Origin of the sequence: Leptospira kobayashii, from assembly GCF_003114835.2 — a bacterium.
GTDB lineage: Bacteria > Spirochaetota > Leptospiria > Leptospirales > Leptospiraceae > Leptospira_A > Leptospira_A kobayashii.
Window position 1 is genome coordinate 3,916,478 of record NZ_AP025028.1, and the last position, 12,781, is coordinate 3,929,258.

The window sequence follows — 12,781 nt, forward strand, 5'->3', positions numbered from 1 at the left end:
ATGCCAGAATCGTTTAAGATCGTTGCCACTCTTGGAGAAGATGATATTCGCCATCTTCAAAAGAAAGACACAAAAGATATTGATGTACTTGAAATTCGTTTGGATTTGTTTTCCAGAAATTATATCCAGAAAGAGATGAAAAAAAAGATCAAGTCTCTCGGCTTACCAGCCCTTTTTACATACCGACGTGCCGAAGACAGTAGCGTGAAATCTTATGTGAAATTATTTCCTGAAGATGTGGAAGGTATCCTGAAAGATTTTAATGATAATTCGAACTATCTGGATATCGAGCTTAACCGGGATGATACTATCTTCCGAAACTATGATCAACTCAATTTCAGAATTATATATTCTTATCATTCCTTTAAAAAATCAATCTATGCAAAAGAAATGAGAGATTTCATTCAAAATGCAAAGCCGGTAAAAAAGAAAAATCCCGTTTTTAAATTTGCAATCACTCCGGAAGACATTGAAGAAACCGCAGAATTTATGAATGATATCAAAATTCTTTCCAAAACAAATACTATGATAGGAATTTGTATGGGTGAAACGGGAATCTTATCACGCGTGTTTGGTGATTATTTCAAATCGTCTTATACTTATATTACGCTCGGTACGCCGAAGGCTCCGGGCCAGATTTCGATTGATACATTTAGAAAATTAAGATCCGACTTATTTAAGGGTTCTTCGACTGCAAAGGAACAGAAGGAAGAGGAGTAGATTTCGAATTTCCCGCAGGTGGCTCTTTCGGAGCCACATCATCCGAACCTTTTCTATTTATAAATTGAACGAATTTAGGATCTTTTCGAAATTCGGCAAAATCAGCTTCCGTATTCGCCATTGACCAATACTCATCTTTCAATCCACCCGCAAGTTTCAGATTCGATTTTGTGGAATTCAAATCACCTTTCTTGGCATAGATTCTAGCTAACAAAAAGTAGGCGGCGGAAGAACTCGGAACTTTTTGTAAAAGAGGGATCGCATCATCCGACTTCCCCAAGTAAAACAAGTTTTTGCCGCGGTAAAACAAATACTCTCTTGTCGTATTTACATCCGCTTCATTTTCCAAAGACGCAAAATATTTTTCCGCATTGGCCTCTTTTCCCAAAGTCGTCAAATGACGCGCCAATCTGAGGAATCCAACCTTATACTTGTCAGGTGATTTTTTCGGGTCAGGAAAATTGGATTCTAAAAACTGATGGTATTTATCAAAACTATTTTGAAATTTTGAACCGGACTTTCCCAGTTCTCCCAAACAGACAAAACGGAACATATGAGATTCCGTTTGTCCCGCAATGGCAACCGCATTATCAGCATGTTCGCTGCAAGCAACCCATTCCGATTTTTGATGATTCAATCTTGCCAAACCAAGCAAAGGAGGATCTTTCTGAACCTGTTTGAAGGCTGCTTTGTAAGATTCCTCAGCCTGCTCCAATTGATTTAGTTTTTGATAAGCAAGTCCTTCGTTCAAATAAACATAATAGAAAAATACATTGGTTTCTTTTGAGAAAGGGTTTTTTCTCGCTTTTTCGAAAGATTCGATTGCGGCTTTAGGATCGTCTTTACGAAGTTTTACGATCCCCATTTTATAATGATAGCGGGTGCGGGAAGGATCTTTTTCTAAAAGTATTTTTATATTTTCTTCGGCCAGATCGTATTTTTTTTCATCAAATAAAGCCAGAGAGTATTCCCAACGCAACTCTTCGTTGTTAGGATTGGCTGCGACCGATTTTTCCAAATCGGCGCTCGATTTTTGAGCTTCGGAACCATCTTCCAAAGAATTTTGAGACTGTTGTTTGGAATTGTCCTTTTTATCCTGGCGGTCGTCTTTTACTTTATCATCTTTTTTGGTTTCTTGCGGCTTGATGACATGCACATAACTTGTGTTTGAACCTGGATTGCCCCGGTTGCCGACAGCACGGTTGTAAATTTTTTGCATCTCTTCGTTTTTGGAATCATATTTCAAGTAACGGGAAGAGTAAGTAGCTGCAAGGTTCCAATCCTGATGATAATTGAAGAATAAAGCCAACTTGAGCAGAACTGTTTTTCTTTGGTCTTTATCTAAATTGAGTTCGGCGGCTTTTCTAAAGTTCTGAATCGACTTGGGATAATCTTTTTTATATTCATATATATAACCCATGTACATATTTCCAACCCCTTCCGAAGGATGGAGGTCGGAATATTTTGAAAACTTTTTGATCGCTTCCGAATATGCTTTTCTGGAGAACGCCTGTTTTGCTTCTTTCAGAACGGCGTCTTCACTAGCAAGAATACCAAAGGCGAAGGATAGACTTAGAATTAAGGAAATAAATTTTCCCACAAGTCCAGTATGTATGAAACTCATGGGAATGAAAGGGAATTTTTAAAAAAATTAGACCTTTGTTCTTTCTTCTTTTTGCTTCGCCAAATTGCGAGAGGCTCGCAATACAATACTCATTGTAGTGATCTGCGGATTCACCGAAAGACCTGTGGGATATACGGAAGCATCCATGACAAAGATGTTTTTATGACCATAAATTTCCAAATTTAAATCTACGGCGCCCAAGGTTTCTTCCTTTGCCGACTGAATGGAACCATGTGGATGAGCCGAACCCACGCTCAAATCCCCCGATCGGATACTTTCTTTCAATACCCAATCGAAATTGGTTTTGGAATCAACTTTAACTGGCTCTGTAAATCGTGTGAAAGGAAAAACAAGTTCCGTTGCACCGGCTGCAGCGGTGATTTCCGCAAGCGATTTCAGACCGCGTAACATATTCTGCCCGTCCGTAGGTGTTAGTTCAAAATAAACCTTTCTACGCCCGAAACTCCATTCTACTTTCGCGTTCGCTTCTCCATCGGCTCCATCCCGAACCAGAACGATTCCCGCATTGTACTTGTTATAATCCTTCATCACATCGAATTGTTGTTTTCCGTAAAATGGCACAAGGGAAGAAGCAAGAGTCGGTCGGTAAGGTGCCGCTTCCAACCAATATCCGTAACCTGTTCCGTTTTGGTTGTGACCGTCTTTGATCACAATGGATTGCGGAGGACCCTGGAACATTTTGATATCGGAATTGAATTTTCCGAAAATAGTGGAAGTAGGATGGACTTTTAAATTCCGGCCCACCCAATCGTTTCCGATTCCGCTTCTCTGCAATAAAGCGGGACCTTCAATGGCACCGGCACTTACAATCACAACCGGAGCTTTGATTTCCATAGACTCAATGATTTCCGAAGGCGACTTTTGATAAGGATCGACTGTAAATTCGGCAATCACGGTCTTGACCGATCCGTCTTTGATTTTTACGGCTCTCATATTGGAAACTACCGTAGCGCCGTGTTCTATAGCATCGGGAATCCAAGTGAGAAAAGCCGACTGTTTTGCGTTAATCGGACATCCCAGTCCACATCTGCCCAAACCGATACATCCGTTATTATTGTTTTTAAGAACGAGAGGTTTGAGGCCTAATTTTTTTCCCCCTACCCGTAATACGTTATTATTCGCATTGATCAGATTGTCCGGAACATCATGTACACCAAGCCGGGTGTGAACTTCATTGATGTATGGATCCATATCTTCTCTGGAATAACCTTTCCAACCGAAACGATTTTCCCATTCGCTTGTAACATACTCGGGAGGATAAAGGGAGGTCTGCCAATTGACTGTAGTAGATCCCCCGATGGAACGTCCTTGCAAAATAGAGATGGTTTGTTCTTCCGCGATGATGAATCCAGCGTCCCGATAAAGTCTAGATTGAGAAAGAAATTCATCCGAATTGAATTGTGCCGGTGTGAAGTAACCACCTTCTTCGATCAGTACCACTTTCCAACCGCTCTTGGCAAGTTCCGCTGCTGCGACTGCTCCACCTGCCCCGGAACCGATCACTACTACGTCTGCAGTTAAACTCCACTTTCCGTTTTTGATCTGATTGTCTTTGATGATTTGTGCATGTTTTTTTGGTGTAATGATTTTTTCGTTATGTAAAGGAATGCCCATTATAATTAAACCGCCTTACTAGAGATAGCCGACAAATTTTTGATACTCTTTATCAGAGCTTAATAGAAAAAAGGAAGTCTGTCTGAGAATCAGATAAACGCCTCGTTTCAGTCCCAGAGAGGATGTTTTCCAAGCAATCAGACGTTCGAGTCTTTCTTTCGGAGGAAGTTTCACCAACGGAGTGAAGGAAAAATCCAAAAAAATTGCGGCAAGTACGGAAGAAGGAACGCTAGCTAACAGTTGTATAACGCTTTCGGTATCAATCGGATAAGGATGACCATAAACGTAATTGTCTAAGGCAAGACCTAAATCAAAATTGGCAATGGGACAGTCCTGCAGGAAGACCTCTTGCAAAGACCGGAAATTGTGATATTCTTCCTCTGAGATTCCGCGTAAAGAGGGTAAGGGAAGTCCCGCTCCACAATTGATCCCTTTTAAAGAAACTGCGGTTAAGGCAAAACATTTGAGCGTAAATTTAAAAAAACGATTCCTAGAAAGTGTAAAGGGTTCCAAGTCTTTCCCCCGAAGTTCTTTATTTTTCCGAGTAGTATGGCATAATTTCTTAAAAATATCACTCATTTTCCTTATTTTCTTTGAAGCATGCGCGGTTTTTCGAAACAAAAGATCGATTCCCGAATCATTTCAAAGGGATCTCTTGCCTTTTTCCACGATCGTCCCCCAGGAAAAGGTTCTGGAAAAAATAGAATTCACTCCCAGAACTCCGAATGATGTGACCGCACTCATTCTGCATTCCACGGACAGAAAGAACCCATCGGATTACCTCAAACTTTCCATTGAAAACGGGTTCATGATTCATCTGTTAGTTGATAAGTCGGGAAAAGTTTATGCTGATCCTTTCTTCCTAACCAAAATTTTCACCGCTGCACCCGGAATCGACAAGGAAAGCATTCATATCGCCTATGAAGGTACACAAGAATCTCTTTTGGCCAACCAAATTCAACTAACAAAACTTAGTTCGGTAATCGATACTCTTTCTGAAGAATTGGATATTCCTAAAACGAACCAGGATGTAATCACCAAAAAAGGGATCTTTTCGCATAACCAAACAAAGAGGAGATTCGGAGGTTTTGTAGATTTTTCCGCATGTGGCGGGGAATTGGCGATGCAAACCATTCTCAAAAATCTGGGTGGCCAATTCTTCGAGGAAGACAATTGGGTGGATCGTTTCGAGTCCGGTTGGTCTTTGAAAAAAGAAAGCAAACAAAAGCTACAGGAATCCTTTCATCCTACCAACGGAAGGGGAATTACGAAGGCGACAAAGACCGCCATTCCCAGTTTGGAAAAAGACGAGTCCGGTTTTCCATTGGAATCATATAGAGTTCGTTATACGCACAGGGGAAAAATCAATCCTACTTGCATCGTTTTGCATTATACTGCGATCCCCGATTATTTCCGGTCCTTAAAAACTTTGGAAAATCGAAATCTAACCGCATCAATTATGGTGGATAAAGACGGAAAAGCTTACCAGTTGGTGGATGTTTTGGAAGACCGCGCCGCAGCTGCGACGGGAACCAATGACAACTGCATTCAAATCGAAATCGTCGCTTTGGATACGGCGGAACTTCTTGCTCAGCCGGATCAGTTGGAAAAGATAAAATTACTTGTGACGGAACTTTGTAAAAAATACAAAATCCCGATTACCAACGAAGATATTGCTTCTTTTTCAGGCATCTTTAGCCACACCCAAGCTAAGAAAAAATGGGGCGGTTCCATTTTCCTAAATGCAAAAGACTTTGATCCAGGAGAAGAGTATATGGAATTGATTTTGAAGTCAATTGGTGGAAAATACTTTTCAGAACCGGATTGGAAAAAAAGAAAAGATCCGGATTGGGCTATTTTATATCGAAATTTTCAACCGTAAGAAAAAGGAATGGAATCATGAAATTCAGTACGTTACTTAAATTAATTGGATCTAGTTTTGTCCTTTTGGCGATCTCATGCTCAAGTCAATCGGATTTATACCATCTAACGCAAAGAGATGCTCAATTAAGATCCGAGATCGTTGAAAGTGTTTCTTATAAACTGAATATCAATCTACCCAAACAGGATACTTTTACCGGGAATGTAGAGATCCGTTTTATAGCCAAAGAGAAAGAAAATCTGAGAGTCGATTATTTTTCGGGTAAGCTGATAAATGTAGTTTTAAATTCGAAATCGGTTACGGATTCCATTTTGAAAAAGGAAGGTTTCTTTTTTCTTCCAGCGGATGAAATCGTTTTAGGCGAAAACGTCGTTTCAATCGAATTTGAAACTCCTTATTCCAGAACCGGAAACGGATTACACAAGTTTGTTGATCCGGATGACAAGGAAACTTATATCTATTCTCAATTCGAAGCATTCCACGCGAACAAAATGTTTCCTTGTTTTGATCAACCGGACTTGAAAGCAAAATTCACTCTGTCCGTCAATGCGCCCAAAACTTGGAAAGTAATCTCAACTACTTTGGCTGATTCCATATCCCCGAATCCTTCGGATCCGGAGAACAGTCTGCACGTTTTTCCCGAAACTTCCAAGATCTCCACTTACGTTTTTTCTTTGCATGCGGGATCTTACCAGGTTTGGGAAGACAAATACAATACGATTCCTCTTAGACTTTTTGTACGTAAATCCCTTGCAAAACATGTAGATCCCAAAGATTGGTTTTTATTCACCAAACAAGGATTTGAGTTTTTTGACGGATATTTCGGAATTGTTTATCCATTCCTAAAGTACGATCAAATCATCGTGCCGGAATTTAATTTCGGTGCTATGGAAAATGTCGCCGCTGTCACTTTTTCGGAAAGATTTGTAAGCAGAAGCCCAATGACCAGAGCGCAAAGAGAAAACCTATCCGATGTTATCTTGCATGAAATGGCTCATATGTGGTTCGGAAATCTTGTGACGATGAAATGGTGGAACGGACTTTGGTTGAACGAAAGTTTTGCGACTTATATGGCAAGCCTCGCACAGGAAAAAAATTCAGAGTTTGTAGAAACCTGGGAATCTTTCTTTGAAAAGATGAAACAATGGGCTTACGATGAAGATTCCTTTGTAACAAATCATCCTGTAGAAGCAAAAGTAAATAATACGGAAGAAGCCTTCACTCAATTTGACGGGATCACTTATGGGAAAGGGGCCTCAGTTCTCAAACAATTGGTATTCTTTATCGGAGAGACATCCTTTCAGAAAGGTGTTCAGTCTTATTTGAAAAAATATTCCTATTCCAATGCAACGTTAGGCGGATTTCTTTCCGAACTAGAATTTGCGAGCGGCTTTCCATTGAAAAAATGGTCCAAAGATTGGTTGGAAACAAAAGGTACAAACGAAATCGAATTTTTAACCATTTGCGAAGGAAATCATCTGGGTTGGAAGCTCATACAAAACGCACCGGGCAATGCAAACAAATTGAGAGATCACAAAATCAATATCGGGTTGTATTCTCTGGAAAAAAATCCTGCTCTAGGATCGGAAGAAAAAGAACTCAAATACAATTCCATCCCCGTCCTTTACGGAGGCAGATCCATTTCCGGTATAATATCTGTTTCATCCTGTCCTAATTTCGTATTGGTTAACGACGAAGATCATGATTTTGTAATCTGGACCTGGAATGAAGTTAATTTGAAAGAATTAAAGCTAGTTCTCTCAAAAGACAAAGATTCTTTTCGAAAATTGATACTATGGACTTCTTTTTATAACCAAGTCACCTTGGGGAAAACCACGTTCGATTCTTTCCTGGAATTGGCTCGGGAAGTAGTACCCAAAGAAGAAAATCTTAAAATCAAAAAATGGGTTTTATCAAAATTATCTTCCGACCGGGGATTTACTTATTTTACAAGTAGGTTTTGGTATCCTGAGGATTTGAAGAAAGAGCAACTAACAAAATTAGGCGAGTTTTTCTGGGAAGGTTTGAATCGGGCAACGATCGGATCGGATGAACAAAAATATTGGTTTTTTGCTTATTTGGAATCCGCTTACACAAAAACTTCCATAGACAAAATTTGGGAAATTTATAACGGTAAAATCCTCATACCCGGATTGAAAATAGATCAAGATATCAAATGGTCTTTGCTTACAAAACTTGCCAGTTTAAATTATCAGAAAGAACTCATTGCCCTTGCTGTAGAGAAAGAAAAAAAGGCTGATCCTTCCTTTAGAGGAGTAAATTCAAGTTTGGCGATTGAAGCATCGTTTCCCGAAAAAGAAACAAAAGCAAAGTGGATGGACTTGCTTCGTAATCCTAAAAAATCGGGTCTTTCCTCTTCCAGTTTGAGAACGGTAGCTTATCATTTATTTCCTGTGAACCAAAAGGATTTACAATTTCTCTATTTGAATGATTACCTGGATGCATTGGAAAATTTCACTCCCGGTGAAGACGAAAATTATCTGGATGGTTTTGCAAAAAGTTTGGCGCCTAATTTCTGTAAGGAAGAAACGAAGTTGATTTTGAAAAAATTCGTTTCCAATCATCCTCGACTGCCTGTTTCGATTCAAAAAACATTGTTGAAACAGATTGATTTGGAAACGAAATGTTTAGGGATGAAAAAGAAACATTTTCAATAAATAGAAATTTATTATTTTTAAATGAAAACAAAAGGACTATTGATTTTATTTTTTAGCATTTGGGAGCTTTCTTGCGCTTCTCCCGGATTCGGTCCGAATGGATTATTGGTAACCCAAACTAAAATCGGTATTTTCGGAACCGGGGAAAAAAGTCAGAAATTCGGGAAGGCCTGTGTGTTTTCACTATTGGGACTTTTTGCTTACGGAGACGGCTCCGTTGAAAATGCAAAACGAAAAGCAAGAATCAATGTTGTAGAAGAAATCAATTGGGAGGCCATCTCCCTTTTTGGCATTTATTCTTCGTTATGCGTAGAAGCGGGTGGAAAATAATTAAGATTAATGAATTTATTTTTTAATTACAAATCGTTTCAGCATTTCAATGGTTTCAGGTGGGTTTTCTTTTTTTTCTTTTTTCAACTCGGTTGTGTGAATTTGGGAAATCCGCAAGGACTTGGACCGACAGGGACTCTTTACAGTTCTTATCGAATTGGGATTTCGGAAAATAAGGAAATAGAAACCGCTTCCAAAACGGGAAAAGCATGTCTGAAACGATATGCTTTTCTTTATGTGACCGGAGATGCAAGTTTGGAAGCGGCGGCAAAAAACGGACGAATTATAGATATCAAATCGGTGAACAAAGAGGCGTTTAACATTTTGTCGGTATATTCCTCTTTGTGTACGATTGTTACCGGGAATTAGAATCCGCTACTTTTCTAAGTAAATTCGGATAATCCGAGATCACTCCGTCGACCCCGCAGCCTAACAAACGATAAACTTCTTTCTCGTTGTTTACAGTCCATGGAATCACTTCAATTTGAGAATCATGAGCTTGTTTTACAAATTCGGGAGTTACATACAGAAAATAAGGAGAAATGATATTGGCCTTCAAAGATTTCGTTTTTTCTATGATGTCTTCTCTATAACCGTTTCCAAAACCGATGGTCATAAGAAATCCTTGGGGATAAGTAGGAGCGAATAAAGCACTGGTTTTGATCTTGGAATTCTTTTTTTGTGCGAAGGGAATCGTTCTCATATCAAAGGATTGAATTGTGGTTCGATCGGTGACTTTTGCTTTTTCAATTGCGGAAACAAGTAAATTCGTATGTTCTTCTACGATCGAATCGGAGGCGGATCCATCGTCAGGAAATTTTGTTTCTATATTGAATAAGAACTTTTGTTTCGCTTTCTTTTCCGCCTCGGATACTTTCTGAAAAAAATCTTCAATAGTAATGAGTTTGGTTCCGGGAACAGCCACCTGTTCAGGAAAGGAAGGGTTCTTTTTTGATCCACAATCTAATGCTTGTAATTCGGTTAGAGTCAGATTATAAAGAGATGTTTTTTTGATGGAAGATCCATCGGAATTTTGGCAAATCACCGGGTTGGTTTCCGAGTCATGATGAATCACGATTCGTTTGTCTTTGGTCAGAACGGTATCCAATTCCAAGGTAGTCATTTTGTGCTGGATGGCTTCTTCGAAAGCGGGCCATGTGTTTTCCGGTTTTAAGCCCCTAGCCCCACGATGTCCTTGCCAATCTATTTTGCCATTTAAGGGTGCATTCTTAATTGCAGAGGATGAGCAATCTGCAAGTAGAAGGAAAATAAAAAACAAACTAAGATAACGAAAGATGAATCGAAATTTCATAAAAACTCCATTTGAATTGGTTCATAAGTTAGGAAATCAATAAGGAAAAGAAAGGATTTTTTATAGGGGTGGGGGCTTGGATGATAGTTTCGAATTGGATGCGACAGGGATCGGAGCGGGGCGCCGAAGGCGCCGTCCGAAGGACCGAAGCCGGTAGGCGGAGCCGCGGAAGAGCCCGGTTTCGCACCGCCTAAGGTGCGAAAGTCGCCCGAAAGATAAAAAGAAACTAAGTGGTGGAAAAAACTAAACGACGAGTTCGTCTTCTCCGGCACGTGCAACAACGATCTCGCCTGCTTCTTCGAGTTTACGGATGATGTTTACGATTTTTTGCTGTGCGTCTTCCACGTCTTTGAGTCGGACCGGGCCCATAAAATCCATATCTTCCCGAAGGAGGTTGGCGGCCCGTTTGGACATGTTTTTAAAGATTTTATCTTGTACTTCGGAGTCTACCGATTTGAGTGCTTTCGCCAAATCAGTGTTATCTACTTCACGCATTACTTTTTGGATCGCACGGTCGTCCAATAACACGATATCTTCGAATACGAACATTCGTTTTTTGATTTCTTCCGCAAGTTCCGGGTCTTCTTCTTCCAGAGCTTCAATGATGGTTTTCTCCGTTCCCCTATCCACAAGGTTGAGGATTTCAACCACGGAATCGATACCACCGGCAGAGGTATAATCTTCCGAAGCGAGAGTGGAAAGTTTTCTCTCTAACACTCGTTCTACCTCGCGGAGTACGTCCGGAGATACACGGTCCATCGTTGCGATCCTTTTTGCAACTTCCGCTTGGATTTGGTGCGGGAGGTTGGAAAGGATGTTCGATGCTTTTTGGGGATCGAGGTATGATAAAATCAAAGCGATAGTTTGCGGGTGCTCCCCCTGAATAAAGTTGAGGAGGTGAGCGGGGTCGGTTCTTCGAATAAAGTCAAATGGTCTGACCTGGAGGGAAGAGGTAAGTCGATTGATGATATCGATCGCTTTTTGGTTACCGAGTGCTTTTTCTAAAAGTCCGCGGGCAAAGTCGATACCACCATTAGTGATAAACTCCTGAGCCATCATGAGTTCATTGAACTCGACTAAAACTTTTTCTTTGTCTTCCGGAGTGATTTTATCTAAACGAGCGATTTCGAAAGTGATTTGTTCGATCTCGTCTTCGCGAAGGTGTTTGAAAATCTCAGAAGCTACGTCGTTTCCTACAGCTACTAGGAAGATTGCGGCTTTTTGGCGACCTGTGAGTGATGGCTTCTTATTGAGCATAAACTTTGACTGAGAATCCCGATTACTAAATTTATCGGCGGGAGTTCCAAAAAACAATAAGATTTAGGAGCCAATCGGATTGTTTTTGAGCCTTCTTTCGTTGATGAAGAACTTTATTAAGAATCCGATGTATTCCAGCCGATTCGTTTCGACTCGAGACCGAGCTAGGTTTCGTTCTCTTGAAAAAGTGGGGGTCATGTTTTTGGTTCCTTATGAGTTTATGCCCCATCTTTCTGTTTTGCGGCGGTTTGGTGGGATTGCCCGCGCCTTGAGTGTGCTTTTGAGCCGGTATTCTGAAATGGTTTCGAAAGGAATGGGACGGGGTGCCCAGGGTGGTCGATCGGCAATTCTTTACCAAGAGGAAGGTTTGGAATTGCGAAGATTGGGTGCTCGGGTGCGGGAAAGGGATTGGGTGGAATTGAGTCTTTTGGCGGAGTTTTTGGGGGTTTCGCGGTGTTGTCTTTTTGCGAAGTTATTGGAGTTGGATTTGTTGGGGTGGGGGGCGAAGTTGGGTGAGGCGGGGTTTGTTAGACCTATTGCATCCTTCCCCTTCCTCTCTCTCAAGTCCCAACTCCTACCCTACCCAATCCAGCATAAGTACAAAACCAAAATGACCTATTTACTCTAAATTTCTTCCACACACCCTACCGATTCCCATTTCCAATAAATTGATCCAAACTTTCCGGATCAGGCAATCTCAAGATTATATTGACCGGTCTACTTATTAAAGTAAATTGATCCAATGAGCACCAAAGGGGATCAAACCAAATTAAAAATGATCAAAGCGATGGCTGAATCCTTAGAAACTATTGGTTATTCCGGAACAGGGATGAACGAAATTGTAAAAGCTACAGATTCTCCCAAAGGATCTCTCTATTTCCATTTTCCGGGAGGAAAAGAAGATCTCGCCTCGCAGGCTTTGACACGCACAGGGGAAGATATGGGAGAAGAATTTGCGGAACTACTCAAATCTGCAAAATCACCTGCCCAAGGAATTTCTAAAATCTTTCAAGTTTTAGAAGAAAGAATTCTAAAAAGCAATTATGCCAAAGGATGTCCGATTGCAACGACCGCACTGGAAACCGCTTCAGAAAATAATTTGGTAAACAAGACTTGTTCTACGATTTTCACATCTTGGGCGGATAAACTTTCTCTATATTTACAACATAATAAAGTGCAGGCGAAGAAAGCAAAAGAGCTTTCTTATTCTATACTTTCGCTATGGGAAGGGGCCGTTTTGCTATCCAAAACAAACAAAACCACCGAACCTTTGAAGGCAGCAACCAAAACGGCTGAATTCTTAATCCAATCGGAATTAACTAAAATTACTAAGGAAGTCTAAT

Annotated in this window: 12 protein-coding genes; 7 read left to right on the top strand and 5 right to left on the bottom strand. The window is 40.5% G+C overall.

Features of this window, described 5'->3' with window-relative positions; translation table 11 throughout:
- Positions 1–720: a type I 3-dehydroquinate dehydratase gene (locus tag DI077_RS17910; protein ID WP_109021635.1), complete on the top strand. Its 720-nt coding sequence runs from the start codon at positions 1–3 to the stop codon at positions 718–720.
- On the opposite strand, the gene DI077_RS17915 is transcribed toward DI077_RS17910, so the two are convergent.
- From DI077_RS17915 to DI077_RS17925, 3 genes are read right to left on the bottom strand one after another with little or no spacing between them, the layout of a single operon-like run.
- Positions 677–2,344, bottom strand: a complete 1,668-nt coding sequence (locus DI077_RS17915) for a tetratricopeptide repeat protein (protein ID WP_109021636.1) — start codon at positions 2,342–2,344, stop codon at positions 677–679. The two genes, DI077_RS17910 and DI077_RS17915, sit on opposite strands and share 44 nt — an antisense overlap.
- 27 nt (positions 2,345–2,371) lie before the next feature.
- Complete coding sequence (locus DI077_RS17920; protein WP_174705665.1) at positions 2,372–3,982, bottom strand: GMC family oxidoreductase N-terminal domain-containing protein; 1,611 nt, start codon at positions 3,980–3,982, stop codon at positions 2,372–2,374.
- Between the two features lie 15 nt (positions 3,983–3,997).
- Entirely contained in the window at positions 3,998–4,492 is a 495-nt protein-coding gene (locus DI077_RS17925) for a hypothetical protein (protein ID WP_174705656.1), read from the bottom strand.
- A gap of 142 nt (positions 4,493–4,634) precedes the next feature.
- Here DI077_RS17925 and DI077_RS17930 point away from each other — a divergent pair, with 142 nt between their 5' ends.
- From DI077_RS17930 to DI077_RS17945, 4 genes are read left to right on the top strand one after another with little or no spacing between them, the layout of a single operon-like run.
- Complete coding sequence (locus tag DI077_RS17930; protein ID WP_242935275.1) at positions 4,635–5,861, top strand: peptidoglycan recognition protein family protein; 1,227 nt, start codon at positions 4,635–4,637, stop codon at positions 5,859–5,861.
- A 17-nt stretch (positions 5,862–5,878) separates the two neighbouring features.
- Complete coding sequence (pepN, locus tag DI077_RS17935) at positions 5,879–8,539, top strand: aminopeptidase N (protein WP_109022166.1); 2,661 nt, start codon at positions 5,879–5,881, stop codon at positions 8,537–8,539.
- 21 nt (positions 8,540–8,560) lie between these two features.
- The gene (locus tag DI077_RS17940; RefSeq protein WP_109021639.1) at positions 8,561–8,869 is read left to right on the top strand and encodes a TRL domain-containing protein; all 309 of its coding nucleotides are present in this window, start codon (positions 8,561–8,563) and stop codon (positions 8,867–8,869) included.
- Positions 8,870–8,878: 9 nt separating this feature from the next.
- Positions 8,879–9,238 carry a TRL-like family protein gene (locus DI077_RS17945; RefSeq protein ID WP_109021640.1) on the top strand — a complete coding sequence of 120 codons (360 nt, stop codon included), beginning with the start codon at positions 8,879–8,881 and terminating at the stop codon, positions 9,236–9,238.
- On the opposite strand, the gene DI077_RS17950 is transcribed toward DI077_RS17945, so the two are convergent.
- Together DI077_RS17950 and fliG are read right to left on the bottom strand one after the other, a co-directional pair.
- Positions 9,225–10,181 (bottom strand): glycerophosphodiester phosphodiesterase, encoded by a 957-nt coding sequence (locus tag DI077_RS17950; RefSeq protein ID WP_109021641.1) that lies wholly within the window; start codon positions 10,179–10,181, stop codon positions 9,225–9,227. The genes DI077_RS17945 and DI077_RS17950 overlap by 14 nt on opposite strands.
- 243 nt (positions 10,182–10,424) lie before the next feature.
- Complete coding sequence (fliG, locus tag DI077_RS17955; RefSeq protein ID WP_109021642.1) at positions 10,425–11,438, bottom strand: flagellar motor switch protein FliG; 1,014 nt, start codon at positions 11,436–11,438, stop codon at positions 10,425–10,427.
- Positions 11,439–11,634: 196 nt separating this feature from the next.
- Here fliG and DI077_RS19905 point away from each other — a divergent pair, with 196 nt between their 5' ends.
- Both DI077_RS19905 and DI077_RS17960 read left to right on the top strand, forming a co-directional pair.
- Entirely contained in the window at positions 11,635–12,066 is a 432-nt protein-coding gene (locus DI077_RS19905) for a DUF1564 family protein (protein ID WP_423241797.1), read from the top strand.
- A 114-nt stretch (positions 12,067–12,180) separates the two neighbouring features.
- On the top strand, positions 12,181–12,780 hold the full coding sequence (locus tag DI077_RS17960; RefSeq protein WP_109021644.1) for a TetR/AcrR family transcriptional regulator: 600 nt from the start codon (positions 12,181–12,183) through the stop codon (positions 12,778–12,780).
- Position 12,781 lies beyond the last annotated feature (1 nt).